The organism is Pseudomonas sp. I8001 (genome assembly GCF_013385345.1).
In the GTDB taxonomy this organism is placed as follows: domain Bacteria; phylum Pseudomonadota; class Gammaproteobacteria; order Pseudomonadales; family Pseudomonadaceae; genus Aquipseudomonas.
Genome location: NZ_JACAQC010000007.1, coordinates 573,337 through 600,224, shown reverse-complemented (window position 1 = coordinate 600,224; position 26,888 = coordinate 573,337). Strand labels below are relative to the sequence as shown.

General features: G+C 61.4%; 27 protein-coding genes. 13 read left to right on the top strand and 14 right to left on the bottom strand.

Annotation, left to right across the window (positions count from 1 at the left end):
• Positions 1 to 22: 22 nt before the first annotated feature.
• Genes HX839_RS07315 through folE2 form a run of 7 tightly spaced genes read right to left on the bottom strand, consistent with a single transcriptional unit; the run spans position 23 to position 5,665 of the window.
• Entirely contained in the window at positions 23 to 1,360 is a 1,338-nt protein-coding gene (locus HX839_RS07315; RefSeq protein WP_177066900.1) for a dihydroorotase, read from the bottom strand.
• A gap of 2 nt (positions 1,361 to 1,362) precedes the next feature.
• Positions 1,363 to 1,923, bottom strand: coding sequence for a DapH/DapD/GlmU-related protein (locus HX839_RS07310; RefSeq protein ID WP_003213490.1), 561 nt, complete (start codon positions 1,921 to 1,923; stop codon positions 1,363 to 1,365).
• Positions 1,920 to 2,345, bottom strand: coding sequence for a phosphoribosyl-AMP cyclohydrolase (gene hisI, locus HX839_RS07305; RefSeq protein ID WP_177009033.1), 426 nt, complete (start codon positions 2,343 to 2,345; stop codon positions 1,920 to 1,922). The genes HX839_RS07310 and hisI overlap by 4 nt, the downstream gene beginning before the upstream one ends.
• The gene (locus tag HX839_RS07300) at positions 2,342 to 3,226 is read right to left on the bottom strand and encodes a metal ABC transporter substrate-binding protein (protein ID WP_003213485.1); all 885 of its coding nucleotides are present in this window, start codon (positions 3,224 to 3,226) and stop codon (positions 2,342 to 2,344) included. Before HX839_RS07300 ends, hisI begins: the two co-directional genes overlap by 4 nt.
• 11 nt (positions 3,227 to 3,237) lie before the next feature.
• Complete coding sequence (locus HX839_RS07295; RefSeq protein ID WP_003213483.1) at positions 3,238 to 4,104, bottom strand: metal ABC transporter permease; 867 nt, start codon at positions 4,102 to 4,104, stop codon at positions 3,238 to 3,240.
• Positions 4,104 to 4,772: a metal ABC transporter ATP-binding protein gene (locus HX839_RS07290; RefSeq protein ID WP_008439505.1), complete on the bottom strand. Its 669-nt coding sequence runs from the start codon at positions 4,770 to 4,772 to the stop codon at positions 4,104 to 4,106. The genes HX839_RS07295 and HX839_RS07290 overlap by 1 nt, the downstream gene beginning before the upstream one ends.
• Positions 4,769 to 5,665, bottom strand: a complete 897-nt coding sequence (folE2, locus tag HX839_RS07285) for a GTP cyclohydrolase FolE2 (protein ID WP_003213480.1) — start codon at positions 5,663 to 5,665, stop codon at positions 4,769 to 4,771. Before folE2 ends, HX839_RS07290 begins: the two co-directional genes overlap by 4 nt.
• 128 nt (positions 5,666 to 5,793) lie before the next feature.
• Here folE2 and HX839_RS07280 point away from each other — a divergent pair, with 128 nt between their 5' ends.
• Positions 5,794 to 7,017 carry an N-acetylmuramoyl-L-alanine amidase gene (locus HX839_RS07280; RefSeq protein WP_003213478.1) on the top strand — a complete coding sequence of 408 codons (1,224 nt, stop codon included), beginning with the start codon at positions 5,794 to 5,796 and terminating at the stop codon, positions 7,015 to 7,017.
• On the opposite strand, the gene HX839_RS07275 is transcribed toward HX839_RS07280, so the two are convergent.
• Positions 7,014 to 7,382, bottom strand: a complete 369-nt coding sequence (locus HX839_RS07275) for a hypothetical protein (RefSeq protein WP_003213476.1) — start codon at positions 7,380 to 7,382, stop codon at positions 7,014 to 7,016. The genes HX839_RS07280 and HX839_RS07275 overlap by 4 nt on opposite strands.
• A gap of 127 nt (positions 7,383 to 7,509) precedes the next feature.
• Between HX839_RS07275 and dksA the strand changes: the two genes are divergently transcribed.
• The 4 genes from dksA to HX839_RS07255 are packed head-to-tail and all read left to right on the top strand — an operon-like array spanning position 7,510 to position 10,799.
• Complete coding sequence (gene dksA / locus HX839_RS07270) at positions 7,510 to 7,914, top strand: RNA polymerase-binding protein DksA (protein ID WP_008439502.1); 405 nt, start codon at positions 7,510 to 7,512, stop codon at positions 7,912 to 7,914.
• Between the two features lie 27 nt (positions 7,915 to 7,941).
• Positions 7,942 to 9,147: a zinc metallochaperone GTPase ZigA gene (zigA, locus tag HX839_RS07265; protein ID WP_003213472.1), complete on the top strand. Its 1,206-nt coding sequence runs from the start codon at positions 7,942 to 7,944 to the stop codon at positions 9,145 to 9,147.
• Positions 9,147 to 9,791 carry a DUF1826 domain-containing protein gene (locus HX839_RS07260; protein ID WP_177054041.1) on the top strand — a complete coding sequence of 215 codons (645 nt, stop codon included), beginning with the start codon at positions 9,147 to 9,149 and terminating at the stop codon, positions 9,789 to 9,791. The genes zigA and HX839_RS07260 overlap by 1 nt, the downstream gene beginning before the upstream one ends.
• Positions 9,792 to 9,836: 45 nt before the next feature.
• Positions 9,837 to 10,799 (top strand): GTP-binding protein, encoded by a 963-nt coding sequence (locus tag HX839_RS07255; protein WP_177066938.1) that lies wholly within the window; start codon positions 9,837 to 9,839, stop codon positions 10,797 to 10,799.
• Here the strand turns inward: HX839_RS07255 and HX839_RS07250 are convergent.
• Positions 10,793 to 11,191: a DUF3301 domain-containing protein gene (locus HX839_RS07250; RefSeq protein ID WP_003213466.1), complete on the bottom strand. Its 399-nt coding sequence runs from the start codon at positions 11,189 to 11,191 to the stop codon at positions 10,793 to 10,795. The two genes, HX839_RS07255 and HX839_RS07250, sit on opposite strands and share 7 nt — an antisense overlap.
• Before the next feature lie 117 nt (positions 11,192 to 11,308).
• Between HX839_RS07250 and pdxY the strand changes: the two genes are divergently transcribed.
• The 3 genes from pdxY (at position 11,309) to HX839_RS07240 (ending at position 13,316) form a co-directional block, all read left to right on the top strand.
• On the top strand, positions 11,309 to 12,181 hold the full coding sequence (pdxY, locus tag HX839_RS07245; RefSeq protein ID WP_003213465.1) for a pyridoxal kinase PdxY: 873 nt from the start codon (positions 11,309 to 11,311) through the stop codon (positions 12,179 to 12,181).
• Positions 12,182 to 12,262: 81 nt separating this feature from the next.
• Positions 12,263 to 12,655 carry a hypothetical protein gene (locus HX839_RS31545; protein ID WP_256344686.1) on the top strand — a complete coding sequence of 131 codons (393 nt, stop codon included), beginning with the start codon at positions 12,263 to 12,265 and terminating at the stop codon, positions 12,653 to 12,655.
• A complete protein-coding gene (locus HX839_RS07240; RefSeq protein ID WP_256344685.1) occupies positions 12,588 to 13,316 on the top strand; it encodes a hypothetical protein in 729 nt (242 codons plus the stop codon). Before HX839_RS31545 ends, HX839_RS07240 begins: the two co-directional genes overlap by 68 nt.
• A gap of 27 nt (positions 13,317 to 13,343) precedes the next feature.
• Here HX839_RS07240 and HX839_RS07235 read toward each other — a convergent pair whose 3' ends face one another.
• Entirely contained in the window at positions 13,344 to 13,829 is a 486-nt protein-coding gene (locus HX839_RS07235; protein WP_088421988.1) for an acyl-CoA thioesterase, read from the bottom strand.
• A 295-nt stretch (positions 13,830 to 14,124) separates the two neighbouring features.
• On the opposite strand from HX839_RS07235, the gene HX839_RS07230 reads away from it, so the two are divergent.
• Positions 14,125 to 15,888 (top strand): cation:proton antiporter, encoded by a 1,764-nt coding sequence (locus HX839_RS07230; protein WP_177066899.1) that lies wholly within the window; start codon positions 14,125 to 14,127, stop codon positions 15,886 to 15,888.
• A gap of 80 nt (positions 15,889 to 15,968) precedes the next feature.
• Here HX839_RS07230 and HX839_RS07225 read toward each other — a convergent pair whose 3' ends face one another.
• From HX839_RS07225 to uvrD, 3 genes are all read right to left on the bottom strand, one after another.
• Positions 15,969 to 16,376, bottom strand: coding sequence for an SMI1/KNR4 family protein (locus HX839_RS07225; protein ID WP_003213456.1), 408 nt, complete (start codon positions 16,374 to 16,376; stop codon positions 15,969 to 15,971).
• A 136-nt stretch (positions 16,377 to 16,512) separates the two neighbouring features.
• Positions 16,513 to 17,388, bottom strand: a complete 876-nt coding sequence (locus HX839_RS07220; RefSeq protein ID WP_003213454.1) for a Tim44 domain-containing protein — start codon at positions 17,386 to 17,388, stop codon at positions 16,513 to 16,515.
• Positions 17,389 to 17,579: 191 nt separating this feature from the next.
• Positions 17,580 to 19,763: a DNA helicase II gene (gene uvrD, locus HX839_RS07215; RefSeq protein WP_003213452.1), complete on the bottom strand. Its 2,184-nt coding sequence runs from the start codon at positions 19,761 to 19,763 to the stop codon at positions 17,580 to 17,582.
• Positions 19,764 to 20,042: 279 nt separating this feature from the next.
• Between uvrD and HX839_RS07210 the strand changes: the two genes are divergently transcribed.
• From HX839_RS07210 to HX839_RS31540, 3 genes are all read left to right on the top strand, one after another.
• Complete coding sequence (locus HX839_RS07210; protein ID WP_177022400.1) at positions 20,043 to 22,916, top strand: GGDEF domain-containing phosphodiesterase; 2,874 nt, start codon at positions 20,043 to 20,045, stop codon at positions 22,914 to 22,916.
• 162 nt (positions 22,917 to 23,078) lie between these two features.
• Positions 23,079 to 23,945, top strand: coding sequence for a transcriptional regulator HexR (hexR, locus tag HX839_RS07205; protein ID WP_003213447.1), 867 nt, complete (start codon positions 23,079 to 23,081; stop codon positions 23,943 to 23,945).
• A 222-nt stretch (positions 23,946 to 24,167) separates the two neighbouring features.
• Positions 24,168 to 24,365 (top strand): PA3496 family putative envelope integrity protein, encoded by a 198-nt coding sequence (locus HX839_RS31540; RefSeq protein ID WP_003213445.1) that lies wholly within the window; start codon positions 24,168 to 24,170, stop codon positions 24,363 to 24,365.
• On the opposite strand, the gene HX839_RS07200 is transcribed toward HX839_RS31540, so the two are convergent.
• The gene (locus tag HX839_RS07200) at positions 24,295 to 25,269 is read right to left on the bottom strand and encodes a LysR family transcriptional regulator (protein WP_003213443.1); all 975 of its coding nucleotides are present in this window, start codon (positions 25,267 to 25,269) and stop codon (positions 24,295 to 24,297) included. The genes HX839_RS31540 and HX839_RS07200 overlap by 71 nt on opposite strands.
• A gap of 194 nt (positions 25,270 to 25,463) precedes the next feature.
• Between HX839_RS07200 and HX839_RS07195 the strand changes: the two genes are divergently transcribed.
• Positions 25,464 to 26,879 (top strand): acetyl-CoA carboxylase biotin carboxylase subunit, encoded by a 1,416-nt coding sequence (locus HX839_RS07195; protein ID WP_003213442.1) that lies wholly within the window; start codon positions 25,464 to 25,466, stop codon positions 26,877 to 26,879.
• Positions 26,880 to 26,888: the final 9 nt, after the last annotated feature.

The following is a 26,888-nucleotide window of genomic DNA, read 5'->3' as shown; positions in this document are numbered from 1 at the left end:
GATTGCCAGGTACAGAGTCTCTTCAGCGCTGAAAATGCAGCGGCAGCCCCTGGCAACTGTCGTGCACGCGCCCGTCGTGCCAGGCCAGGTGGCCGGACACAAGCGTGGTGCTGACGCTGTGCCGGAAGCTGCGCCCGGCAAAGGGCGTCCAGCCGCAGCGGGCCAGGATCGGCTGGCTGCTGACGGGCTTGCCGTGAGGCTCGGGTTGGATCAGCACCAGGTCGGCCCAATAGCCTTCGCGCAGGTAGCCACGGTCGGGGATCGCAAACAGGTCCGCGACCCGATGGCTGGTTTTCGCCACCAGCGTGGTCAGCGGCAGCAGGCCGTCGGCGACCAATTCCAGCAGCGCCGGCAGGGCGTGTTGCACCAGCGGCAAGCCTGACGGCGCTTCGCGATAGGGCAGCTGTTTTTGCGCCCAGGTGTGCGGCGCATGGTCACTGCCAATTACATCCAGACGATCACTCAACAATGCCAGGCGCAAGGCGTTGCGGTCGGCGCGTGTCTTGATCGCCGGGTTGCATTTGATCTGGTGGCCGAGGCGGGCGTAGTCGCGGTCATCGAACAAGAGGTGATGCAGGCAGACTTCCGCCGTGATGTGTTTTTGCGCCAGGGGTTTGTCTTCGAACAGCACCAACTCCCGTGCGCTGGTGATGTGCAGCACATGCAGGCGCGTGCCGTGCCGCTTGGCCAGTTCCACCGCCAGGGACGAGGAGCGATAGCAGGCCTCGGCATCGCGGATCAGCGGGTGCGCCACGGCAGGAATGTGCTCACCGAAACGCTCGCGCATCCTTTGCTCGCGGGCCAGGATGCTGGGGGTGTGCTCGCAGTGGGCCAGGAGAATGGTCGGCACCTCGGCGAACAGACGCTCGAGGATCTTCGGATCATCCACCAGCATATTGCCGGTAGACGCACCCATGAACACTTTGACCCCGGCGACTTCCCGCGGGTCCAGCGCGGCGACGGTGTCGAGGTTGTCGTTGCTCACTCCGAAGTGAAAGCCATAGTTGGCCACCGAATGCAGCGCCGCGCGGCGCTTCTTGTCGGCCAGGGCTTCCAGGTTCAGGGTCGCCGGGTTGGTGTTGGGCATGTCCATGAAACTGGTGATTCCACCGGCCACCGCCGCACGGGACTCGCTGTAGAAGCTGCCTTTGTCCGGCGCGCCGGGTTCTCGGAAATGCACCTGGTCGTCGATCATTCCCGGCAGCAGCCACTGGCCTTGGGCGTCGATTTCCACGGTGGCGTTGGCGTTGTCGATGCTGCCGGCGATCTTCTCGATACGGCCATTGGCGACCAGCAGGTCAGCCTCGAATTCCTCGCCTTCGTTCACCAGGCGGGCGTTGCGGATCAGCAGGCGGCTCATGATCAGAACTCGTTTTGCAGGGCTTTGTAACCCAGTACCAGGTCGACGTTGGTGCGCGCCACGTCTTCGGAAAACTCCGAAGCGCTGACACTCACCGGCGGGAACTGGGACAGGTCGGTGTTGGGGCCGATGCGGGTGGTGGAGGGCACGTAGAACGCGTCGGGCAAATCGCGGCCGTCGACTACAGAGTTGTGCCGCACCACGCAGCCATCGCCGACGACGCAATTGAACAGCACGCTGTTGAAGCCGATGAACACCCGGTCACCAACGGTGCAGGGCCCGTGGACGATGGAGCGGTGGGCGATGGAGGTGAACTCGCCGATGGTTACGGCGGCGCCGGATTTGGAGTGGATCACCACGCCGTCCTGGATATTCGAATTGGCCCCAATGGTGATCGGGTCCATGTCACCGTTGGCGTCGACTTCGTCGGCGCGGATCACCGCGTAAGGGCCGACAAATACGTTTTCGCCGATGACCACCTTGCCGCAGATGATTGCAGTTTTGTCGACGTAGGCTGATTCGGCAATCACGGGCAGATCGCCGGAAGGGTTCTTGCGGATCATGGGTCAGGTTCCTTGAGAGGCGCGGTGATGATGTTGACGTGATGGCCGTCGATGGCGTTGTAGAAACAGGTGGGCCGGCCGGTGTGGCAGGCCGGGCCTTGCTGGTCGACGATCAGCAATACCGCGTCGCCGTCGCAATCCAGGCGGGCCTCCACCAGCAGTTGCCGGTGGCCGGAGGTTTCGCCCTTGCGCCACAGTTGCTGGCGCGAACGGGACCAGTAGCAGACGTGCCTGGTGGCCAGGGTTTCGTCGAGGGCCTGGCGGTTCATCCAGGCCAGCATCAACACTTCGCCGCTGCCGTGTTGCTGGGCGATGGCGGCGATCAGTCCATCGCTGGTCCACGGCAGGGCGTCGAGCACGCTATCGAGTGGAAAGCGGCTGCCGATGGCAGCCTCTTCCAGGTCAAGCATGCTCAGGCTCATGGCTTGCTCAGGGCCGCGCACAGGGTGTTGAGGTTGTATTCGAACAGGCCGGTAAAGGTGCTGGCCGGACCTTCTGCGGCCAGGGCGTCCGAATACAGCGTGCCGCCGATCTGCGCGCCGCTTTCGTCAGCGATCTGCTGGAGCAGACGCGAGTCCTTGATGTTTTCCATGAACACGGCCTTGACCTTGTCCTTGCGGATCTGGGTGATCAGCGTGGCGACTTCGGCGGCCGACGGTTCACGTTCGGTGGACAGGCCTTGAGGCGACAGGAACTCGATACCGTAGGCCTGGCCCAGGTAGCCGAAGGCGTCATGAGAGGTGACGATGCGACGGTTACCCGGTGGCAGCGCGCCAAACTTGGCCTTGGCTTCAGCCAGCAGGCGGTAGATTTCTTTCAGGTACACCTGGCTGTTGTGCTCGTAGTCGGCCTTGTTGGCCGGGTCGGCAGCGATCAGCGCCTTGGTGATGTTGTTCACGTAGATAACGGTGTTGGCCAGGTTGTGCCAGGCGTGCGGGTCGGGGATGGTTTCGCCGTCCTCTTCCATGGTGTGGGAGAGCACGCCTTTGCTCGCAGTGACCACAGTGGCCTTGGTCTCGGTGCTGGTGACCAGGCGATCCAGCCACGGCTCGAAGCCCAAGCCGTTCTTGATGATCACCTTGGCCTTGAGCAGGGCCTTGGCATCGTCCGGTGTTGGTTCGTAGGTGTGGGCGTCGGCGTCGGGGCCGACCATGTTGCTGATCTGGATATGATCGCCACCGACCTGGTGGGTCATGTCGTCAAGAATACTGAAGCTGGTAACCACCTGAAGCTTGTCGGCAGCCTGGGCCGTCGCGAACGACAGCGGCAGCAACACACTGAACAGCACGAGTAGAGCGCGCATCGGGAAACACCTCATTGGGATGTAAGCAAAGGCGGGCGGCGCAGCAAGCCGTGCACCGGACCGAAGACCACGGACAGCAGGTACCAGCCGCCAGCCACCAGCACAATTGCCGGGCCGCTGGGCAGCGAGTAGTAGAACGACAGCAACAAGCCAAGCCATACCGACAGGCATCCCAGCACCGCTGATATGGCGATCAACACCGGCAGGCGCCGGCTCCAGAAACGTGAAGCAATCGCCGGCAACATCATCAGGCCGACCACCATCAACGCGCCGATGGCCTGGAAACCGATCACCAGGTTCAGCACCACCAGGGTCAGGAACAGGCCGTGGGCCAGCGGGCCGAGGCGGCTGACGGTTTGCAGGAACAGCGGGTCGAGGGTGTCCAGCAGCAGCGGTTTGTAGATCACCACCATGGCGATCAGGCTGAAGCCCGAGACCCAGAGCATGCCGGTGAGGGTCGGGCCGTCTACCGCCAGGGCCGAGCCGAACAGCAGGTGCAGCAGGTCCAGGCGTTTTCCCGCGAGGCCGAGGATCAGCACGCCGCTGGCCAGGGAGATCGGGTAGATGGCGGCGAGGCTGGCGTCTTCCTTCAGCCCGGTGCGACGGGTGATCCAGGCGGCGAGGCCGGCCATGCTCAGGCCGGCGCCCAGGCCGCCGATGGTCAGCGCGGGCAAACTCAGGCCGGCAAACCAGAAGCCCAGGGCGGCGCCGGGCAGGATGCCGTGGGACACCGCGTCACCGATCAGGCTCATGCGGCGCAGGATCAGGAACACCCCCAGCGGCGCCGTGCTGCATGCCAATACCAGACCGCCGACGAGCGCGCGGCGCATGAAAACGAAATCGAGAAACGGCATCCACAGGTGGGCGGCGAAGTGCATCAGGCCACCTGCATTTGCGGCTGCGGGCGGATCAGTTCTTTGCTGGAGCCGAACACGCAGCCACTGCTTTTGATCTGCACCACTTGCTGGGTGTGTTGGCGTACGGAGCCGAGGTCATGGCACACCACGACCACCGTGCGGCCTGCGTCGTGCCAGGCGTGGATGTGTTTCCAGCACAGCGCCTGGCCGTCTTCGTCGAGGGCGGCGTGGGGTTCGTCCAGGAGCAGTATCGGCGACTCGGCCAAACTCATGCGTGCGAGCAGGGCGCGTTGCAGTTCGCCGCCCGACAAGGCCATCAACGGCCGATGCTCCAGGCCGCTGAGGCACCAGTCTTCGAGCACGGCGCTCAGGCGTTCGGTACGTTGTTGCGGGGTTTGCCTGCTGCCCCAAAAACCGGCGGCCACCAACTCTTCGAGGCTGATAGGAAACTGGCGATCGAGGTTCTGTTGCTGGGGCAAAAACGACAGGCCACCTCGGCGTGGAACATCGATCGTCACTTTCCCCGCCAGTGGCTTCTGCAATCCGGCGATAACTTTCAACAGGCTGCTTTTGCCGGTGCCGTTGGCGCCGATGATGCCGGTAAGGCTGCCTTTTTCCAGGGTGAAATCCACGGCGGGGGTCAGTGGTTGGCCGGGGGCGCCCCAGCGCAAAGCGGTGCAGGTGATCATTCGGAAGGTCTCGTCCAGCGGCTTTCGGCCACGGCATCGTGCGCGTGAAGGCTTTCGGCGTGGATCACTTTCAAGTGGAAGGCATTGACCGCATCCGAGCGTTTCAAGGCGAGGTTCAGGCGGCGGGCGGCGTCTTCGCAGAACATCAGGTTCTGCCCGTTGGCCAGGGCGAAGGCTTGTTCGTCTGCACGCTTTACGGCGGTTTGCACGGCAGTGCCGAGGGCGGCTTCGGTTTCGTCGATCAACTGGGTCAGCGGCAGTGTTGGCTGATCGCCTTGAAGCCGGACCTGCAACAGCGCGCTGCTGCGCTGGCTGTGGGGCGTGGCGACGATGCCGTTTGCGCTGCCGAGCCAGGTCAGTACGTCTTCGTGCTGCAGCGGTGTGCCGGCAAAGTCCTCGATAAATTGCTGCTGAATCAATTGCCTGGCGAGGGCAGCGGAGCAAGGGCAGGTTGAAGAGTAAGTAACGTCAATTTTTAGTTCCACGTGGAACATCTGGTTTTCCAGGCGCGCCTCGATGCTTACCGGGTAGCTTTTCCAGCCGGCCAACGGGCTGACCAGCGCCGGGCGTTTCAGCAGCAGACCTGCATGAATTCGCAGGTAGGCATTTGTGGATAAACCTTCATGACTGTCGAGAAAACGTTGCAATACACTGCGCAGCAGTGCTGGCGAAAGCGGTTGCTGTTCAAGCATTTCCAGCGCCAGGTAAAGCCGTGACATATGAATGCCACGGGCCTCGCCGTCGTCCAGGCTGACGCCGGCATCAGCCGTGGCGCTAAGGCTTTGGCCGTCGATCAGAATGGGCAGGGCAATGCCGCACATGCCCACCCAATCGAGCGGCAAGGCTTGGCGTGAAGCCTGCGCGGCGATATCGGGCAGAGTCAGCGCGTTCATGAGCAGGTCCATCGTTGGAAATAAAAAGACATGTTATATTATTACAATTGAAACGACGAAATTTTTTCTGTTCTGTCTTTTATTCAGTCATGTCGAGTACGGAAGCTCCTTTATTTGCGGTGTAAGTCATGCACAGACGTCAACTCCTCAACCTGCTGCTGGCCAGTGCGGTGTTCACCTTGCCCTTGGGCGTGTCTGCCGCGCAGATCCGCAATGCACGGCTGTGGCGGTCGGATAACAAGCTGCGGCTGGTGCTGGACCTCAGCGGCCCGGTGCAATACAAGACCTTCACCCTGACCGCGCCGGAGCGGTTGATCATCGATTTGAGCGGCGCGAAGCTGACCGGTGATTTCAGCCAACTGGCCCTGACCAACAGCGGCATTACCTCGATTCGCTCGGGGCATTTCGGGCAGGGCGATACGCGGATCGTGCTGGATTTGAAGGCGCCGATGCAGCTCAACAGCTTTCTCCTGCCGCCGCAGGATGGCCAGGGCCACCGCCTCGTGCTGGACCTGACAAGCGCCACTCATGCGCCTATGCAAATCGCTGCGGCACCGGCCGCGTTGGCTGCACCCGTGCCGGCGCCGGTGGACAGGGCTCATCCAAAACGCGACATCATCGTGGTGGTCGACCCTGGGCACGGCGGCAAGGATCCCGGCGCGATTGGCTCAAAGGGCCAGCGCGAAAAAGACGTGGTGCTGTCCATCGCCCAGTTGCTGGCCAAGCGTCTGAAGCGCGAGAAGGGCTTCGATGTGAAGCTGGTGCGCAACGACGACTTCTTCGTGCCGCTGCGTAAACGTGTGGACATCGCCCGTCAGCACAAAGCCGACATGTTTATCTCGGTACACGCCGATGCCGCGCCACGGCTTACGGCGTCCGGCGCCTCTGTCTATGCGCTGTCTGAAGGCGGCGCCACCTCCGCCACCGCACGGTTCATGGCGCAGCGGGAAAACGGCGCCGACCTGTTGGGCGCCACCACCTTGCTCAATCTCAAGGACAAGGACCCGATGCTCGCCGGGGTGATTCTCGACATGTCGATGAACGCCACCATCGCCTCCAGCCTGCAACTGGGCAGCTCGGTACTGGGCAGCCTGCAAAGCATCACCACGCTGCATCAAAAACGCGTGGAACAGGCCGGCTTTGCGGTGCTCAAGTCGCCGGACGTGCCGTCGATCCTGGTGGAAACCGGGTTTATCTCCAACACCCAGGACGCCCAGCGACTGGTCACCGCACGCCATCAACAGGCGGTGGCAGACGGTTTATTTGAAGGGTTGAAGAACTACTTCCAGAAGAACCCGCCGATGAACAGCTACATGGCCTGGGTTCAGGAACAGAAAACCGGCCAGGTCTAACAGCCGGTGATTCGACTACAGGTGAACTTGGCGCTGGCACCACCGGAACTGGAAAACCGGTTGAGGGTGGTCCAGCCCACTCGCCGCGTGTAGCCCACCCACGCCTCACCATCGGAAGCCAACCCGGTAAAGAACGTCAGTTGCCCGTAGCGGCTGCTGGTCTGTGCCCAATAGCGTTTTCCGATCACTTCAAAGCCCCGCAAATACGTAGTGCTGCCTGCCGTCGCGACGCTGTAGGCATTGCCCTGGGCGTCGACGCACGCCAGCAGGTTGGCGCTGCGGGTGCAGTTGGCCAGCAGGCTGGGCACCTGGGCGTTGGCCAGGCTCGCCAGCATCAGCAACACAGCACACAGCAGGTATTTCATAGAGGCTCTCGGGGCGTTATTCGGCTGCCAGCATTGCGCCCTTCGTCGTCACGAGCAAGGGGGATTGGCTTATTTGCATTGTTATACTATAACATTAAAAGACAGCCTGACCCGTGAACCACCTCCGATGACCGAACAAGACCTTCTCGACCAACCCTGCGCCGACTACATGAATGAAGCCCAGCAAGGTTTCTTCCGCGAGCTGCTGCTGGCCCAGCGCAACGAGCTGCAAGCGCGTATCGACGCTGAATTCATGGTGCTGCGCGAACAGGAGCCCAACAGCGATCCCGCCGATGTCGGCAGCGCCGAAGAACAGCGCCAATGGCAACTGCGCCTGCTGGAGCGCGAAAAAAAGCTGTTGGACAAGATCGACGAAGCCCTGGAACGCCTGGCCCGCGGTGAATACGGCTGGTGCCGTGAAACCTGCGAACCCATCGGCCTCAAGCGCCTGCTGCTGCGCCCCACGGCCACCCTGTGTATCGAAGCCAAAGAACGTGAAGAGCTGCGCGAACGCCATCAACGGGCGATTTGACCGGCCAACCCTGATGAGGAATACCTGATGCCCAATCGTCTCCCCGTTACTGTGCTGTCCGGATTCCTCGGCGCCGGCAAAAGCACGCTGCTCAACTACGTCCTGCGCAACCGCGAAAACCTGCGGGTGGCGGTGATCGTCAACGACATGAGCGAAATCAACATCGATGGCAGTGAGGTCCAGCGCGACGTCACCCTCAATCGCTCCGAAGAAAAACTGGTGGAGATGAGCAACGGCTGCATCTGCTGCACCTTGCGCGAAGACTTGCTGGAAGAAGTCGGAAAGCTCGCCAAGGAAGGTCGGTTCGATTACCTGTTGATCGAGTCCACTGGGATCTCCGAGCCGTTGCCGGTGGCGGAAACCTTCACGTTTCGCGACGAAGAAGGCCAGAGCCTGGCGGACATTGCCCGGCTCGACACCATGGTCACCGTGGTCGACGGCATGAACTTCCTGCTCGACTACCAGGCTGCCGAAAGCCTGGCGTCCCGGGGCGAAACCCTCGGTGAAGAGGACGAGCGCTCGATCACCGACCTGCTGATCGAGCAGATCGAATTTGCGGATGTGATCCTCATCAGCAAGATCGACCTGATCAGCAGCAGTGAGCGCGAGGAGTTGATGGCGATCCTGGAGCGCTTGAACTCCCAGGCTGAAATCATCCCGATGGTCATGGGCGAAGTGCCGTTGGCGAAGATCCTCAACACCGGCCGTTTCGACTTCGAGCGTGCTTCCCAGGCGCCGGGCTGGTTGCAGGAACTGCGTGGCGAACACCTGCCGGAAACCGAAGAGTACGGCATCGCCTCCACCGCCTATCGCGCCCGCCGCCCGTTCCACCCGCAGCGGTTTTTCGACTTTATCGACCGGCCTTGGGTGAATGGAAAACTGCTGCGCTCCAAGGGCTTTTTCTGGCTGGCCAGCAAACACCAGGACGCCGGTAGCTGGTCCCAGGCTGGCGGCCTGATGCGCCATGGGTTTGCCGGGCGCTGGTGGCGTTTCGTGCCGAAAACCCAGTGGCCCCAGGACGAGGAAGGCATCGCCGCAATCATGAAAAACTGGCAACTGAGCACCGGCGATTGCCGGCAGGAGCTGGTGTTTATCGGCCAGAACATCGACTTCGCACAGATGACCGCCGAGCTGGACGCTTGTTTGCTGACCGACGATGAAATGGCCACGGGTGTCGAAGGCTGGCGCTTGTTGGCCGATCCCTTTGGCCCTTGGTTCGAAGAGGCTGCCTGATGCTGGCACCGACCTTGAAACTGCGCCCGGTGGTACGCCAGACCCACGGCGAAACCCCGGCCGTGCTCACCGATATCCTTGAGGACGGCGTGAACCTAGCGGTGTGGCAGCGTCAGTTGCCTCTGCACATCGCCGAGTTCGGCGCGTTACTGGTGGCACTCAATGAGCCATTGGCCGAGTCGCTGGTGGTTGAACTGAACAGCGAAGACGCCGAGCCAAACCTGCAGGACTTGGCATCAGGTTGCCGTGACCTTGAAGGCTACGAAGGCTTTATCGCCGATGTGTCGTGGCTGGTCAGCGCCTTTGCCTGTTTGCTCGGAGCCAAGCGTATCGGCGTGCGTTTGCGGCTATTGGACAAGGCCATGTGCCCGCGTTTTCATGTGGATCATGTGCCGGTGCGGCTGATCACCACCTACGCCGGCATCGGCAGCCAGTGGTTGCGCGAAGGTGTGATGGAGCGGCGGCACCTGAGCCAGGCGAGTGCTGAGCCGGAAGAACGCATTGAGCAAATCCACTGCGGCGAAGTGGCGTTGCTCAAGGGCGAAAAATGGCACGGCAACGAAGGCTTTGGTCTGATCCACCGCTCGCCGCCGCTGCAAGCGGATCAACGACGGTTGATTCTGACGCTGGATTGGTTGGCGTAACCGGGTAGGATCGAACCTCTCTACACGGTCTGAATGATGTCCACCATGCTGCAGAACATTCCCACCCACGTGATTGCCGGGCCCTTGGGCGCCGGCAAGACCAGCCTGATCAAGCACCTGCTGGCCCAGCGCCCGGCCAACGAGCGTTGGGCGGTGTTGATCAATGAGTTCGGGCAGATTGGCCTGGATGCCGCGCTGCTCACCCGTGATGACGACGGGATTGCCCTCGGTGAAGTGGCGGGTGGCTGCCTGTGTTGCGTCAACGGGGCGCCGTTTCAGGTAGGACTGGGGCGTTTGTTGCGTAAGGCCAGGCCCGACCGGCTGTTTATCGAGCCGTCCGGGCTTGGGCACCCGGCTCAATTGCTCAAGCAGCTGCGGGAAGCACCCTGGCAGCAGGTACTGGCGGTGCAGCCGTGCGTACTCGTACTGGACGCCCAGGCGTTGGCGGCGGGTAAACCTTTACCCAATGCCCAACGGGAGGCATTAGCCAGCGCCGGGCTGTTGGTATTGAACAAGAATGAAGCCTTAAGTGATGCGCAGCGCCTGTTGATTCAAGGGCAACTGCCCGATCGACCGATCTATTGGACGCAGCAGGCGCAACTGCCCTTGGCCCGGTTACCGGGTGTGAATGCTCAAGCGGCAGCGGCTGTGGATAACTTCGAGTTGCCCAAAGGCCTGGGGCAAATGCCGGCCATCTGGACGGATCCGGCATCGCCGATCTGCCTCAGCCAGGGCCAGGAGGATGGCTGGAGCATTGGCTGGCGCTGGCATCCGAGTCAGCGATTCGACGCGCGGCGCATTCAGCAATGGCTGCAATCGTTGGACTGGCGACGGGCAAAACTGGTTATCCACAGCCTGGATGGCTGGGCATCGGCCAACGCTGTGGATAACGCAGCATTGGCCTGGCAGCCCAGCGAATGGCGGCGGGATTCGCGTATCGAATTGATCTTCAGCGAAGTGCAGAACGTTGCGCAGTTACAGGGTGGGTTAACCGCTTGCCGTCAGTGACGGGTCTTGCTGTTGCCATGCTCCTGGCGCCACTGGCTTAGCTCAATGATCTCGGCGCTGGGCAATGGCGTCTTGATCTCGAACGGGTAGGGCGCCAACTCGATTTGCGCGCTGTGGGCGCCGAATTGGGTGATGGTCCCCGGGTGCCGCGTTTCGCCGGTCACGGTGAATTCGAAGTTGTAGATCCGTGCCAGGCGCCGCCGCCCGCTGGCATCTTTCACAAAACCGATGCGCTTCAACGCCACGGCGCCATCGAGCAGCTCGATGTCGAGCTTGGCGCAGTGCTGCTTGACCCGTTCCAGCGCCCGCTCGCGCAGGCCGTGGTTGTGCCACAGCCAGGCGGCACCGGTCGCCAGCAGCATCAGCACGAAGATATTTCCGAGGGTCAGCATTCGATGAACTCCAACAAAGTAGGGCCAGCTTAACTGCGTCTCCGGTCTGTCGTACAGGCCGCGTTTAGTCGCATACTGCGCAGCCAGAATATCAACGGCTTTACGGAAATCCCCTGCATGAAACGTACGCCCCATCTGCTTGCGATCCAGTCTCATGTGGTCTTCGGCCACGCCGGAAACAGCGCCGCCGTGTTCCCCATGCAACGGGTCGGGGTGAACGTGTGGCCGCTCAATACGGTGCAGTTCTCCAACCACACTCAGTATGGTCAGTGGGCGGGAGAAGTGTTGGCGCCGCAGCAAATTCCTGCGCTGGTGGAAGGCATCGCGGCGATTGGCGAGCTGGGCAACTGTGATGCAGTGCTGTCGGGCTACCTGGGCAGTGCGGCCCAGGGCCGGGCGATCCTCACCGGCGTGGCGCGGATCAAGGCGATCAACCCCAAGGCTCTTTACCTGTGTGACCCGGTGATGGGGCATCCGGAAAAAGGCTGCATCGTCCCCCAGGAGGTCAGCGACTTCCTGCTGGAGGAAGCGGCGGCGATGGCCGACTTTCTGTGCCCCAACCAGCTGGAGCTGGACAGCTTTGCCGGGCGCAAGCCGCAGTCGCTGTTCGATTGCCTGGGGATGGCCCGTGCGTTACTGGCCCGCGGGCCGAAAGCGGTGTTGGTCAAGCACCTGGATTATCCCGGCAAGCTGCCGGACGGCTTCGAAATGCTGTTGGTGACGGCTGAAGGCAGCTGGCACCTGCGTCGGCCACTGCTGGCATTCCCGCGTCAGCCGGTGGGCGTGGGCGACCTGACGTCGGGCCTGTTCCTGGCGCGGGTGTTGTTGGGCGATAGCCTGGTGGCGGCCTTTGAGTTCACTGCTGCAGCGGTGCATGAAGTACTGCTGGAAACCCAGGCGTGCGCCAGCTATGAGCTGGAACTGGTGCGCGCCCAGGACCGGATTGCCCATCCGCGAGTTCGCTTCGAGGCAACCCCAATCGGGCTGTAGGAATATTCCTGATTGAGCGACGCAAAGGGCGTCCGTTACTATCGGCCGTCTTTTTGCCCTCTGCGTTCATCAAGGAAGATCATGTCGTTATCCCTGCTCCATTCGCCACGGGCATTTATCGCATTGGCCCTGGTTACGCTGCTCAGTGGTTGCAGCGTCCACGGTACCTATCCTGACGCAGCCGAGCCCGATGCGGCGAAGCTGCGGTTCATCTCCAACACCACCAACAGCACCCTTTTTGTCTATGACGCACAGCACTGCATGGGTGAGACCACAGGCATTCTCAACAACATGTTCCTGGTGGACACCAAGCGGCGGGTAGACATGCTTGTGCCGCCACCGCCCACCGCCCACGGCTCGTGGGTTGCTGGAGATCAAGCTGGCGCCCGGAAAGGACACTATGTTGATGATCAACACCAACGGCAGCTCCTATGTCTGTGGCAAAGCGTTCAATCTAACGCCCAAGGCGGGTGAAGAGTACGAAGTGACCTTCGAATTGCAGGGCCGCCAATGCAGCACGCTGCTCCAGCGTCTTACGCGATTGGACGGCAAGGACGTGCGGATCCCGCAGCCGCTGTTCGAGACCGGCATGCCGTCTTGCGAGGGCAAAGGTCCGATATTCGGCAAGTTGTTACCGGATACTCCGCAGCGAATGGTGTTGATTGATCGCATTCTTGACGAGCGTGCGCAGTCGATCACGGCCATCGTGTCAGAGAATAAAGTCGACCGAATGCAAACCTCGCCTCAAGAGCTTGATGAGTTGATCAGCAAGCGTAAGGCGTTGATGGGCTCGTATACCTTGCCGCCGGATTATTGGAACCAGTTTCGGCAGAACTACGAACTGTCGAATCAAGAGTCTGCCGGTCGTCTGGCCCGGGCTCTGGGGTTTTACACTGAGGTGTACCGCCAGCGCCTGCGGGGAACTGAGGATGCCGTCCTGGAGCAATGGATGCAGCCTACGGACAGTGCGATCAAATCGCGCGTAGCGGAGAACGACAAGCTTATGGTGCAGTACTACGTGAATACCCGAAAGAGCGTGACGATGGAGGTGGTCAATCACCATATGGAGCGCATGGCCCAGTTGGACCAGCGCTTTGATGTGTGTGCGCACTTTGACAAGTGCTCGCGTTACTAAGCGGTCATCCAGAAACCTGGCGGGCTCTTACGGGCCGTCTGCCTTGATTTCCTGATAGCGCTTTTCCAGCTCCTGGCGAATCTGCCGGCGCTGTTGAGCCTGCACAAACCGTCGCTTGTCTTCGCTGTTCTGCGGTTGCAGCGGCGGCACGGCGGCCGGTTTGCGCTGGTCATCCACCGCGACCATCGTGAAGAAGCAGCTATTGGTGTGGCGTACCGAACGCTCCCGGATATTCTCGGTGACCACCTTGATCCCCACTTCCATCGACGTGTTGCCGGTGTAGTTGACCGAGGCCAGGAAGGTCACCAGCTCGCCGACATGGATCGGCTCGCGAAAAATCACCTGGTCCACCGACAACGTCACCACATAGCGCCCGGCATAACGGCTGGCGCAGGCGTAGGCCACTTCGTCGAGGTACTTGAGCAGCGTGCCGCCGTGCACATTGCCAGAGAAGTTGGCCATGTCAGGGGTCATCAATACTGTCATCGACAGCTGGGTGTTTCCGGGTTCCATAGCACACTCACGGGTTGTAGGCATTGGGTGGGGAGGCACCTCTGCGGGTGCTGGAATCTTTGCAGAGCCATTCATAACGGGACGCTGGGCCCCGGCTTGCCGTCACGCCTGGGGCGATCTGTTTCCATATATTGCACCGGCTTTCTGCCGCAAGTCGCGGTGTTACCCTTCAAAAGCCCGTCTCAAAGGCAATTCTTACGATCAAGGCAGACTTTTCTTTCCGTTCATTGCGACCTTTCGGGGTGCATGCGTGGAAATGGGAAAAGCGCCAGTACCCCTCAAGGAGCCCCTCGCCATGCACGCCATCAGCTTTATCCAGGACCTGGCCGTGATCATGCTGGTGGCCGGGGTGGTGACGATCCTGTTCCATCGGCTCAAGCAGCCGGTGGTGTTGGGGTATATCGTCGCCGGCTTCATCATCGGCCCGCACACCCCACCGTTTGGCCTGATCCACGACGAAGACACGATCAAGACCCTGGCCGAGCTTGGGGTGATCTTCCTGATGTTCTGCCTGGGCCTTGAGTTCAGCCTGCGCAAGCTGTTCAAGGTTGGCGCCACCGCCTTTATCGCGGCGTTCCTCGAAATCATCCTGATGATCTGGATCGGCTACGAAATCGGCCGCTGGTTCGACTGGAACACCATGGACTCGCTGTTCCTGGGCGCGATCCTGGCGATTTCCTCGACCACCATCATCGTCAAGGCGCTCAATGACCTGAAGATGAAAAACCAGCGCTTTGCCCAGCTGATTTTCGGGGTGCTGATCGTCGAAGACATCCTCGGCATCGGCATCATCGCCTTGCTGTCGAGCATTGCCGTCAGCGGCACGGTCAGCTCCGGCGAGGTGTTCTCCACCGTCGGCAAGCTCTCGCTGTTCATGATTGTCGCGCTGGTGATCGGGATTTTGCTGGTGCCACGCCTGCTGGAGTACGTGGCCAAATTCGAAAGCAACGAGATGCTGCTGATCACCGTGCTGGGTCTGTGTTTCGGTTTCTGTCTGCTGGTGGTCAAGCTGGAATACAGCATGGTGCTGGGGGCATTCCTGATCGGCGCGATCATGGCCGAATCCCGGCAATTGCTGAAGATTGAGCGCCTGATCGAACCGGTTCGCGACTTGTTCAGCGCGATCTTCTTTGTCGCCATTGGCTTGATGATCGACCCGCAGATCCTCCTGCAATACGCCTGGCCGATTGCGGTGATTACCGTGGCCGTGGTGCTGGGCAAGATGTTGTCCTGTGGGTTGGGGGCGTTCATTGCGGGTAACGATGGCCGCACTTCATTGCGAGTGGGGATGGGGCTGTCACAGATCGGCGAATTTTCATTCATCATCGCCGCGCTGGGCATGACATTGCAGGTCACCAGCGACTTCCTGTATCCGGTGGCGGTGGCTGTTTCTGCGATTACCACACTGCTCACACCCTATCTGATCCGTGGCGCAGACCCGCTGTCGCTGAAGATTGCCGCAGTGATGCCCAAGCGCATGAGCCGGGTGTTCGGGATGTATGGCGAGTGGCTGCGCAGCATTCAGCCCCAGGGCGAGGGTGCGATGCTGGCGTCGATGATCCGCAAGATCATTCTGCAGGTGGGGGTGAACCTGGCGCTGGTGGTGGCGATCTTCTTTGCCGGCAGCTTTTTCGCGGCGCGTATTGGCAGCTACCTGGAAGGCTGGGTCAGCGATCCGAGCTGGCAGAAGGCATTGATCTGGGGTGGGGCGTTGCTGCTGTCGCTGCCGTTTTTGATTGCGGCGTACCGCAAGCTCAAGGCGCTGTCGATGCTGCTGGCGGAGATGAGCGTGAAGCCGGAAATGGCCGGGCGCCACACTCAGCGCGTGCGCCGGGTGATCGCCGAAGTGATCCCGATTCTTTCGCTGCTGGTGATTTTCCTGCTATTGGCAGCCTTGTCGGCCAGTATCCTGCCGACCAACAAGTTGCTGGTGCTGATCGCCGTGGTGACGGCCGCGGTGGCCGCCGTGCTGTGGCGCTGGTTCATCCGCGTGCATACGCGGATGCAGGTCGCCTTGCTGGAGACCCTGGATAACCATAAGGATACGCCGGAGCACTGAGTGGGTCGCAGAGGGCTGCTTCGCAGCCCAGCGCGAGCAAGCTCGCTCGCCACAACAAGCGCCCTCGGCACACAGGGGTCTCAGCTTTCCAGCCAGACGTCCCGCGCCCAGTGCCACACCGATTCCCAGGTTTCTTCGGTGACGAGTTCTTCTTCGCCGGACCACAGCACCACGGTGCCGTCTTCTTCGACGCAGTAGTAGTCGTCGCCGTCCTGGCAGATCGGGATCATGCTGCGGTCAACACCGGCATCCCAGGCGTTGGCGGCAACGTCCGGCAGGTAGGTGTGGGACTGTGGGTCGGTGACGGTCACCGGCTCCAGGCTGCCGTAGACCACATCGCTGACGGTCAGCAGAAATTCACGGAAGACGAACGGAATATCGATGAACAGTTGTTCCTCGATTTCCACCAGTTGATCTTCGTCAGGCAGCTCCAGAGGAACCGGTACCGGTTCGTTGGCTTCACGCAATTGTTCGATAACTTCTTCCACGGCCGGGATCCTCTTGCTAGATGGCGCGGTTTATAGGGGCGTTTTATACAGTAGCTCGCTATAAGTGCAACCGTGAAATAGAAAACCCCGGACAAGTCCGGGGTTTTTGTTACTGCGTACTCAAAGCGGGCAGGGATCAGCCGTTCTGGCGGATACCGGCGACCAGCCAAGGCTGGTTTTCGCCTTGTGGGCGCTCCATGTTCCAGCTTTCGCTGAACACTTCGCCCTGGTCGAAACGCGAGGTCTTCGACACACCGCTGAAGGTCAGGGTGGCGATGGTCTTGTCGGCGCGGTCATCCACACCTTCAAGCTGCACTTTCAGGTCGTCGATGTAGGTCGACTGGAAGCCGTCGCCCAGGTCGGCACGTTCGCGCTTGAGGAACTCCAGCAGTTGCGGGGTCACGAACTCGGCGATCTTGTCCATTTCGTTGGCGTCCCAGTGCTGCTGCAGGGACTGGAAGTGGCTGCGGGCCGCTTCGACGAAGCGCTCTTCGTTGAACCAGGCGGGTGCGTTGATCACCGGACGAGCGGCAGCAGGAGCAGCCGAACCGCCGAAGATCGAACCCATGGCAGCAGGCTTTTGCTCGAACACTTCACGCTGCATCGGCGCGCCGGCTGGAGCCATGTGCTCCTGTTGCTTGCGGCGACGGGCGGCGATAAAGCGGAAGATCAGGAAGGCGATGACCGCCATGATCAGGATGTCGAAGATCTGCATGCCCTGGAAGCCGCCGCCCATGAACATGGAGGCGAGCAGGCCGCCGGCCGCGATACCGGCCAGAGGGCCCAACCAGCGCGAAGCACCGCCAGCCTTGGCAGCAGCGCCTGCGGCACCGGCAGCGCCAGCGGTCGCAGCTGCGCCGCCCATGCCGCCGCCGGATGGGGCCATTTGGCTGGTCTGGTGGCTCGGCGCCGAGCCCATGGATTTGCCGCCACCGAAGCGCTTGGCGTTGGCGTCGAGGCTCATCGTCAGGCCGATGCACAACGCCATGGCGATGCTAAGAAAACGTTTCATAAAGGGAATTCCCATTTGTGGATTGCACGCGCGCCATGTTGCACAGGTGTGATGTCAGTGGCTAGCGGCATAGTGTTTCGGGCTTTTGCGTAGAGCCAATACCGAATCGTCTGTAGGACTTATTACAGATATTGGCCCCACCGCTGCCAAATACAAGGGTGGGGCAACATCCTTCATGTTCTACAGTTGTTTCAGATTGCTTCGAGCTTGGCGTAGCCCATCATCAGCCACTTGCTGCCTTCGGCGAAGTTCACCTGCACCCTGGCCTGGGCACCGGCGCCTTCGAAGTTGAGGATCACGCCTTCGCCGAAGATCGCGTGCTTGACCTGTTGGCCAAGGCTGAACGGCGTCTCGGGGATTTCCGAACCAGCGAACATGCTGCTGGAGTTCTGCTGCTGGCCGCCACCGAACGGTCGGCTGACGCTGTTGGACAGGCGCACTTCCTGAATCAGCCCTTTCGGCACCTCGCGTACGAAGCGCGACACCTTGTTGTAGGTCTCGCTGCCGTACAGGCGCCGGGTTTCGGCGTAGGTCATCACCAGGTTCTGCATCGCCCGGGTGATGCCCACGTAGGCCAGGCGGCGTTCCTCCTCAAGGCGGCCGGGTTCTTCCAGGCTCATCTTGTGGGGGAACAGGCCTTCTTCCATGCCCACCAGGAACACGTAGGGGAATTCCAGGCCCTTGGCACTGTGCAAGGTCATCAGCTGAATGCTGTCTTCATGCTCATCAGCCTGGGTGTCGCCGGCTTCCAGGGAAGCGTGGCCGAGGAATGCCGCCAGTGGCGTCAGGTCTTCGTCTTCTTCGGTGTTTTCGAACGCGCGGGCGGCGCTGACCAGTTCCTCAAGGTTTTCTACCCGGGCCTGGCCTTTCTCGCCTTTTTCCGCTTCGTGGTAGGCGATCAGGCCGGACTGCTCGATCACGGTCTGGGTCATCAGGTGCAGGGGCATTTCCATGCACTTGGCGGCCAGGTTCTCGATCAGCTCGACAAACACGCTCAAGGCACCGGCCGCACGGCCGGTCAGGCCCTTGTTGGCGATCAGCAGGCGCATCGCTTCCCACATCGACACATCGCTGTGGCGTGCGTGGTCGCGAATCGCCTCGACGGTCTTCTCGCCGATGCCACGGGCCGGAATGTTGATCACCCGTTCCAGCGCCGCATCGTTGCCGCGACCTTCCAGCAAGCGCAGGTAGGCCATGGCGTTCTTGATTTCGGCACGTTCGAAGAAGCGCTGGCCACCATAGATGCGATACGGAATGCGCTCGCGCAGCAGGGCCTCTTCCAATACCCGTGATTGGGCGTTGGAGCGGTAGAGAATCGCGATATCGCTGCGGGCCAGGCCGGTTTTCAGGGCGCTTTCGATGGTTTCCACCACGTAGCGCGCTTCATCGTGTTCGTTGAAGGCGGCGTACAGGTTGATCGCTTCGCCTTCGCCGCCGTCGGTCCACAGCTCTTTGCCCAGGCGCCCGGTGTTGTTGGCGATCAAGGCGTTGGCGGCCTTGAGGATCCCTGCGGTGGAGCGGTAGTTCTGTTCCAGTCGGATGGTTTCGGCGTCCGGGAAGTCGTCGCTGTACTGGTAGATGTTCTCGATTTTCGCGCCGCGCCAGCCGTAGATCGACTGGTCGTCGTCGCCCACCACCATCAGGCTGTCGCCGCCCTTGGCCAGCAGGCGCAACCAGGCGTACTGCACGGCGTTGGTATCCTGGAACTCGTCCACCAGGATGTGGCGGAAGCGCTTCTGGTAGTGCGCCAGCAAGCCCGGGTTGTCGCGCCACAAGTCGAGAGCGCGCAGCAGCAGTTCGGAGAAGTCGATGACGCCGGCGCGCTGGCAGGCCACTTCATAGGCTTCATAAATGCTGCGCATGGTGGCCAGGAACAGGTCGCCGCTGGCCTGGATATGTTGCGGGCGCAGGCCTTCATCTTTCTGGCCATTGATGAACCACTGGGCCTGACGGACCGGCCAGCGTTGTTCATCCAGGCCCAGCTCGCGGATCACCCGCTTGACCAGGCGTTGCTGGTCGTCGCTGTCGAGAATCTGGAAGGTCTGGCTCAGGCCGGCTTCCTGCCAATGCGCCCGCAACAGGCGGTGCGCCAGGCCGTGGAAGGTGCCCACCCACATGCCGGCCGGGCTGATGCCCATCAACTGCTCGATGCGATGACGCATCTCGGCAGCGGCCTTGTTGGTGAAGGTCACCGACAGGATGGAATGCGGTGAGGCGTTCTCGACCTGGATCAACCAGGCGATACGGTGCACCAGCACTCGGGTTTTACCGGAGCCAGCACCGGCCAGGACCAACTGACGGCCAACGGGGGCCGCTACGGCCTGGCGTTGGGCATCGTTGAGGGAGTTCAGCAAAAGAGAGAGATCATCGCGCATCGGCGCATTCTAGGGTGCCCGGGGGAGACGGGCAAATCCCAATGCCGGGTGGTCACGGGAAAACTTCTGCGTCGACACAGGATAAGGCAACAATCTATTCACGGTGATGACCGGTCGGTCATCGCCCACAGCCCGCGCCCTGTCTCACTCAAGCTGTCTGGCTCCAAGGTTTGCGCCTGATTGTCGCGCTGTTTTTATGACTTGGGGCAGTTTGGCCCGAGCGTTTGCTTGTGTATGCTCCGTCGACGTTTCGGGCTCACCATTATAAGAACACTGCCTATGACCCTTAGCATTGACCTGGCGGGACCCTCCGTGGCGCCGGCGCAGGTTATCCGCAAGCACTACGCCATGGAGATGGCGGTGGAGCGCACGCGCCTGCTTTACCAAGGCTCCCTGCTGCCTACTTTATTAATGCTGGTGAATGGACTGGTCTGCGCCTGGTTGCTCTGGAGCCCGCAGCGCTATCTGCTGGACAGCATTTGGCTGGTATGGCTGCTGGCGCTGGTGGCCTTGCGGGTAATTCAGGTGGCGGCGTTCGATTCCGCCATGCCCAGCCGCCAGGCGCAGCCGATCTGGCGACGCATGTTCATGCTGGGCTCGGCCGTCAGCGGCTTGACGCTGGCCAGTGCTGCCATCGCCCTGGTCCCTGTGGACAGTTTTGCGCAACAGGCCTGGGTGTTCGGCCTGCTCGGCGCGGCGACCTTGTCCGCCAGTGTGGCCTATGCCGTCAGCCTGCCGGCTTTCCTGTCGTTTGCCGTGCCCTGCCTGGTGCCGGCCATCCTCTATTTATTCTGGAGCGGCGACCCGCAACAGCAAGGCTGGGGTTGCCTGGGCCTGATTCTGCTGGCATCCCTGAGCCTGGTGGCATGGCAGGTCAATCGCCTGATCCAGCGCGGGCTGCTCAGGCGCTTCCAGAACCAGGCGTTGATCGAGCACCTGCAGCAAGCGCAGCAACGCAGCGAGCAACTGAACCAGGAACTGGTGCGTGAGGTGGAGCAGCGGCGCCAGGTCGAACAAGAGTTGCGCGAAGCACAGATTGGCCTGCAGCAACGCGTCGATCAGCGCAGCCAGGAACTGGACGCGGCCAGCCTGGCCCTGAGCAAAAGCGAGGCGCGTCTGGCCATGGCGCTGCAGGCCAGCGAACTGGGGCTGTGGGACTGGAACCTGCAAACCGATGAGGTCCACCACACCCAGCTCAAGGAGTTGTTCGGCCTGGAGCCGGAATACGTCACGGCGATGCTCAGCCACCTCAAGCCACGCCTGCACCCGGACGACTTGCCGCTGCTCAAGCGCGCGCTGGTGGAGCACCTTAAAGGCCGCAGCGAGGACTACCTGGTGGAATACCGGGTGCGCCATGGCGATGGCCATTGGGTATGGATCCAGGACCGTGGCCGCGCCGTGGAGCGCTCGGCAGGCGGGCGCGTCACGCGGATGCTCGGTACCCGCCGCGACATCAGCGCCGGCAAGGTCCTGGAAGAACAGCAGCGCCTGGCATCGACGGTGTTTGAGGCGGCCAGCGAAGGCATTGTGATCCTCGACCCGGACTACGTGCTGATAGCCGTCAACCAGGCATTCAGCCGCGTCACCGGTTTCGACATTGACGACATGATCGGGCGCAATGTCGTGGAGCTGCCCAGCAGCCGCGACGCACGGCGCCACTTCCCGGTGATCCGCCAGGCGTTGCTCAGCCACGGCACCTGGCAGGGCGAGCTCGTGGAAACCCGCAAGAACGGCGAACTCTACCCGCAATGGCTACAACTGAATGTAGTCCGGGATATTCGAGGAAACGTCAGCCATATCGTGGGTTTCTTCGCTGATCTGTCTGCGCGCCGCGAATCCGAAGAGCGCATGCGCTATCTCACGCACTACGACGAATTGACCGGGCTGGCCAACCGCTCGCTGTTCCGCGAGCGGTTGCGCGAAGCCCATCAGCGGGTGCGCCAGGGTGGCCGCAGCCTGGCCTTGCTGCATATCAACCTGGACCGTTTCAAGCTGCTCAACGACAGCCTCGGGCATGAAGTGGCCGACCAGTTGTTGCAGAAAATGGCCCGCCGCTTGATCAACGCCTTGCCTGAGGCCGACACCATAGCGCGGCTCTCTGGCGATGAATTCGCCGTGCTGTTCGACGCCTACGGCAACCTGTCGAGCCTGGCGCGGGTGGCCACGCGGTTGCTGGCCAAGTTGCGGGTGCCGGTGACGGTGGAAGGGCACGAGCTGGTGGTCAGTGCCTCAATGGGCGTCAGCCTGTTGCCCGACAATGCGCGGGAAATATCCGCGCTGGTCAGCCAGTCGAACATGGCCATGCAGCACGCCAAGCACCTGGGCGGTAATAACTTCCAGTTCTACACCGACAGCCTGCAGGCCAGCACCCTGGAACGTTTGCAGCTGGAAAACCAGCTGCGCAAGGCGATTGATGAGCGCCAGCTTACGGTGTTCTACCAACCCAAACTGTGCCTGGCCAGTGGCAAGCTGAATGCGGCCGAAGCATTGATTCGTTGGGAACATCCGCAGTGGGGCATGGTGCCGCCCGGCGACTTTATCGGGCTGGCCGAAGAAACCGGCCTGATCGTGCCGCTGGGGGAGTTCGTGTTGCGCCAGGCGTGCTGGCAGGCTTGTGAATGGCAACGCCAGGGGCTGGCGCCGATTCGGGTGTCGGTCAACCTGTCGGTGCACCAACTGCGCCAGGGCAAGCTGATCAGCCTGGTGCGCCAGGTGCTGGAAGAAACCGGGCTTGATCCGCAATACCTGGAGCTGGAACTGACCGAAAGCCAGCTGCTCGACAGCGTCGAGCACATCATCTCGACCTTCCAGCAACTGCGCGACCTGGGGGTGAAGCTGGCGATTGATGATTTTGGCACCGGTTACTCATCCCTCAGTTACCTCAAGCGCATCCCCGTGGACTACGTGAAGATCGACCAGACGTTCATTCGCGGCCTGGGCCAGGGACGCGAAGATGCCTCGATCACCCGCGCAATCATTGCCATGGCCCACGGGCTGTCGCTCAAGGTGGTGGCCGAGGGTGTGGAAGATCAGCAGCAGCTGGACTTTTTGCGGGATGAGCAGTGCGACGAGGTGCAGGGCTATTTGATCAGTCGGCCGGTGGAAGCGGATGGCTTGGCGGATTTGTTACGAAAAAATGCCGATTTTCCATAGTTGAGCCCAAGCCGCACGCGGGGCTACATCGAGCCTGCCCGCTGAATCAGCGGGCAGCAGCGTGATTAAGTGATGCATCGAACGGGCAAATCGGTAATTCTTGTAGTATAACTACAAGCTTGCTACATCCCTGGCGTCTGCCAATAACAAGAGTCCAGCCCTTTGAACCTGTTGCAACATATCGCCCAGTCGCGCCACCTGTTACGCAAATCGGAACTCAAGGTTGCCGATCACGTGCTGCTTGACCCTGCGGCCGTGATGCACAGTTCCATGGCCGACCTGGCCCACAGCGTGGGCATCAGCGAGCCGACCATCGTGCGCTTCTGCCGCGCCATTGGTTGCTCCGGTTTCCAGGACTTGAAGCTCAAGCTGGCCCAGAGCCTGGCGGCCGGTGCGAGCTTTGGCCAGTTTGCGATCCACGAAGACGATTCCGTCGCCGACTACAGCCTGAAAATCTTCGACACCACCCTGCACACCCTGATGGAAGTGCGCGAAAAGCTCGACCCGGTGGAGCTGCAAAAAGCCGTGACCGCCATGTCCCAGGCCCAGCGCGTGGAGTTCTATGGTTTCGGCGCGTCCGGCGCGGTGGCGGCGGATGCCCAGCACAAGTTCTTCCGTTTGCTGCTGACGGCGGCGGCCTACAGCGACCCGCACATGCAGGCGATGTCGGCGGTGACGTTGAAGCCCAGCGACGTGGCGATCTGCATTTCCCAGTCCGGCCGCTCCAAGGATTTGCTGATCACCGCCAACCTGGTGCGTGAAAGCGGCGCGACCCTGATTACCCTGTGCCCGAGCCAGACGCCATTGGCAGAGCTGTCGACCGTCAACCTGGCGATCGATGTGCACGAGGACACCGAGATCTACACGCCGCTGACCTCGCGTATCGCCCACCTGGTGGTGATCGACGTGCTGGCGATGGGCGTAGCCATGGCGCGCGGCCCGAGCCTGGTCAACCACCTCAAGAGCGTGAAGCGCAGCTTGCGCAGCCTTCGGTTGTCACCCAAGTCCGTAAAAGCCCTCGACGACTGATAGTTTGTACGCGGACCAATTGTGGGAGCGGGCTTGCTCGCGAATGCGGAGTGTCAGTCACTGAATATGCTGGCTGGCCCACCGCATTCGCGAGCAAGCCCGCTCCCACATTTTGATTGGGTCCTGCCCCGCAAGATTCATCGTCCTGTCATCCCCATGCCGCTAAACCGTCATTGCCCGAGCCCATCCTGAACTCCCCTTACTCGCATTGGGAGACTCGAAATGGCTCGGCAATACGAAGAAAGCAACAGCACCGTCAAGACCCGCCGCCAGCAGGAAGACCAGCGCCGCATGGCCTTCCGTCGCGCAATTGAAGACCGCTGCGATCAGCGTCAATTGCAACAGAGCATCAGTGACTATCCGGAACTCCACTGGCAGGCACCCGCGGCTGCCCAGCGAAGCGTTCAGCCAGCGCGCTGATCTGCAGCCGCTCGCTGCGGATAAAGCCCAGGAATGCATGGGCCACCGGTGACAGGCGCTTGGCCTTGGCCTGCACCAGGCACCAACTGCGGTACAGCGGCAGTTCTTCCACCGGCAGCTCCCTGAGCCCGCCGGTGGCCAGTTCCAGGTTGACCGCGTGGCGCGTCAGCAGCGCCACGCCCAACCCAGCGGTCACGCACTCGCGCTGCGCCTCGGCCGAAGACACTTCCACCGTCTGGGTGAAGTGCACGCGCTTCTCCTTGAAATACTCTTCGCACGCCATCCGCGTCCCGGACCCCGGCTCGCGCAACAGCAGCGTGTAAGGCTCAAGGTCCTGCAGGCGCAACGGCCCTTGATGGCTCAGCGGATGATCGTGGGGCGCCACCGCGACAATCGGGTTGTTCAGGAACGGCAGGAATTCCAGGCCCATGTCCTGGGGCACCATCGACATGATCACCAGGTCGTCGCGGTTGTCTGAAAGCCGGCGAATCACCTGGGCGCGGTTGACCACCGTCAGGTGCAGGTTGACCTCCGGATGCTGGCGCTTGAAGGCGGCAAACAGGTGCGGCACGAAGTACTTGGCGCTGGATTCCACCGCCAGTTTCAGCTGGCCCTGCAATGAGCCCTGCATGTCGGAGAGTTGCATATCGAGGTTTTCCAGGCGGCCGAAAATGTCCCGGCTGGCCCGTTGCAAGGCTTCAGCAGCTTCAGTCATATAGAGCTTTTTGCCGACGTAATCGAACAATGGCTGGCCCAGCAGCTCTTCCAGCTGCTTGATTTGTAGGCTAACGGCCGGTTGCGTGAGGGACATTTCCTCGGCTGCGCGGCTGTAGGAACGCAAATCACAGACTTCATTGAAAATCTGCAATTGACGCAATGTCATACGCATCAATGACTTACGCATAGTTCAAGCACTCCCGCCGACCCTTGATGCGACGACTATAAGTCTTTGCTTATACACAACCCAATAATTATTGATTTTTGTTAATCCCTGCAGGGGCATAGTGTGTGTCACGCGACTGCCATGAAACATTTGGTCACGCGCCGACCCGCTTCCAGGGTCGAAGTAGGTAGCAATCGGCTCAAGGGAATTTCCAAGTGATAAAAAAGATCCTGATCGCCAACCGTGGTGAGATTGCCGTACGTATCGTGCGTGCCTGCGCCGAGATGGGCATTCGTTCGGTCGCGGTCTATTCCGATGCCGATCGCCATGCCCTGCATGTAAAGCGTGCAGATGAAGCCCACAGCATCGGTGCCGAGCCATTGGCCGGTTACCTGAACCCGCGCAAGCTGGTGAACCTGGCGGTGGAAACCGGTTGCGACGCGCTGCACCCCGGCTACGGCTTCCTCTCGGAAAACGCTGAGCTGGCAGACATTTGCGCCGAACGTGGGATCAAGTTCATCGGCCCGTCCGCAGAAGTGATTCGCCGCATGGGCGACAAGACTGAAGCCCGCCGCAGCATGATCAAGGCCGGCGTACCGGTGACCCCGGGCACCGAAGGCAACGTTGCCGACATCGCTGAAGCCCTCACCGAAGGCGACCGCATTGGTTACCCGGTGATGCTCAAGGCCACCTCCGGTGGTGGCGGTCGCGGTATCCGTCGCTGCAACAGCCGTGAAGAACTCGAACAAGCCTTCCCCCGGGTAATTTCCGAAGCCACCAAGGCCTTCGGTTCGGCGGAAGTGTTCCTGGAAAAATGCATCGTCAATCCCAAGCACATCGAGGCGCAGATCCTCGGTGACAGCTTCGGCAATGTGGTGCACCTGTTCGAGCGCGATTGCTCTATCCAGCGCCGTAACCAGAAGCTGATCGAAATCGCCCCTAGCCCCCAGCTGACCCCTGAACAGCGCGCCTACATCGGCGACCTGTCGGTGCGCGCGGCCAAGGCCGTGGGCTACGAGAACGCCGGCACCGTGGAGTTCCTGCTCGCCGAGGGCGAGGTGTACTTCATGGAGATGAACACCCGGGTGCAGGTGGAACACACCATTACCGAAGAAATCACCGGCATCGACATTGTGCGTGAGCAGATCCGCATTGCGTCGGGCCTGCCGCTGTCGGTCAAGCAGGAAGACATTCAGCACCGGGGTTTTGCGTTGCAGTTCCGCATCAACGCCGAAGACCCGAAGAACAACTTCCTGCCCAGCTTCGGCAAGATCACCCGTTACTACGCACCCGGCGGTCCCGGCGTGCGTACCGACACGGCGATCTACACCGGCTACACCATCCCACCGTTCTACGACTCGATGTGCCTGAAGCTGGTGGTGTGGGCGTTGACCTGGGAAGAAGCCATGGACCGCGGCCTACGCGCCCTGGATGACATGCGCCTGCAAGGCGTGAAGACCACCGCCGCCTATTACCAGGAAATCCTGCGCAACCCGGAATTCCGCAGCGGCCAGTTCAACACCAGTTTTGTGGAAAGCCACCCTGAGCTGACCAACTACTCGATCAAGCGCAAACCCGAAGAGCTGGCCCTGGCCATCGCCGCCGCCATCGCCGCCCACGCAGGCCTGTGAGGAATATAA

Excerpts from the sequence above, each read along its gene's own strand:
- HX839_RS07255 (WP_177066938.1), top strand. The coding sequence starts at position 9,837 with ATGCTGCAGAACATTCCCACCCACGTGATTGCCGGGCCCTTGGGCGCC.
- zigA (WP_003213472.1), top strand. The coding sequence starts at position 7,942 with ATGCCCAATCGTCTCCCCGTTACTGTGCTGTCCGGATTCCTCGGCGCC.
- pdxY (WP_003213465.1), top strand. The coding sequence starts at position 11,309 with ATGAAACGTACGCCCCATCTGCTTGCGATCCAGTCTCATGTGGTCTTC.
- HX839_RS07315 (WP_177066900.1), bottom strand. The coding sequence starts at position 1,360 with ATGAGCCGCCTGCTGATCCGCAACGCCCGCCTGGTGAACGAAGGCGAG.
- HX839_RS07235 (WP_088421988.1), bottom strand. The coding sequence starts at position 13,829 with ATGGAACCCGGAAACACCCAGCTGTCGATGACAGTATTGATGACCCCT.
- hisI (WP_177009033.1), bottom strand. The coding sequence starts at position 2,345 with ATGAGCCTGAGCATGCTTGACCTGGAAGAGGCTGCCATCGGCAGCCGC.
- dksA (WP_008439502.1), top strand. The coding sequence starts at position 7,510 with ATGACCGAACAAGACCTTCTCGACCAACCCTGCGCCGACTACATGAAT.
- HX839_RS07250 (WP_003213466.1), bottom strand. The coding sequence starts at position 11,191 with ATGCTGACCCTCGGAAATATCTTCGTGCTGATGCTGCTGGCGACCGGT.
- HX839_RS07260 (WP_177054041.1), top strand. The coding sequence starts at position 9,147 with ATGCTGGCACCGACCTTGAAACTGCGCCCGGTGGTACGCCAGACCCAC.
- HX839_RS07300 (WP_003213485.1), bottom strand. The coding sequence starts at position 3,226 with ATGCGCGCTCTACTCGTGCTGTTCAGTGTGTTGCTGCCGCTGTCGTTC.
- HX839_RS07290 (WP_008439505.1), bottom strand. The coding sequence starts at position 4,772 with ATGATCACCTGCACCGCTTTGCGCTGGGGCGCCCCCGGCCAACCACTG.
- HX839_RS31540 (WP_003213445.1), top strand. The coding sequence starts at position 24,168 with ATGGCTCGGCAATACGAAGAAAGCAACAGCACCGTCAAGACCCGCCGC.
- HX839_RS07310 (WP_003213490.1), bottom strand. The coding sequence starts at position 1,923 with ATGATCCGCAAGAACCCTTCCGGCGATCTGCCCGTGATTGCCGAATCA.
- HX839_RS07280 (WP_003213478.1), top strand. The coding sequence starts at position 5,794 with ATGCACAGACGTCAACTCCTCAACCTGCTGCTGGCCAGTGCGGTGTTC.
- HX839_RS31545 (WP_256344686.1), top strand. The coding sequence starts at position 12,263 with ATGTCGTTATCCCTGCTCCATTCGCCACGGGCATTTATCGCATTGGCC.
- HX839_RS07275 (WP_003213476.1), bottom strand. The coding sequence starts at position 7,382 with ATGAAATACCTGCTGTGTGCTGTGTTGCTGATGCTGGCGAGCCTGGCC.
- HX839_RS07295 (WP_003213483.1), bottom strand. The coding sequence starts at position 4,104 with ATGCACTTCGCCGCCCACCTGTGGATGCCGTTTCTCGATTTCGTTTTC.
- HX839_RS07230 (WP_177066899.1), top strand. The coding sequence starts at position 14,125 with ATGCACGCCATCAGCTTTATCCAGGACCTGGCCGTGATCATGCTGGTG.
- folE2 (WP_003213480.1), bottom strand. The coding sequence starts at position 5,665 with ATGAACGCGCTGACTCTGCCCGATATCGCCGCGCAGGCTTCACGCCAA.
- HX839_RS07200 (WP_003213443.1), bottom strand. The coding sequence starts at position 25,269 with ATGCGTAAGTCATTGATGCGTATGACATTGCGTCAATTGCAGATTTTC.
- uvrD (WP_003213452.1), bottom strand. The coding sequence starts at position 19,763 with ATGCGCGATGATCTCTCTCTTTTGCTGAACTCCCTCAACGATGCCCAA.
- HX839_RS07210 (WP_177022400.1), top strand. The coding sequence starts at position 20,043 with ATGACCCTTAGCATTGACCTGGCGGGACCCTCCGTGGCGCCGGCGCAG.
- HX839_RS07240 (WP_256344685.1), top strand. The coding sequence starts at position 12,588 with ATGATCAACACCAACGGCAGCTCCTATGTCTGTGGCAAAGCGTTCAAT.
- HX839_RS07220 (WP_003213454.1), bottom strand. The coding sequence starts at position 17,388 with ATGAAACGTTTTCTTAGCATCGCCATGGCGTTGTGCATCGGCCTGACG.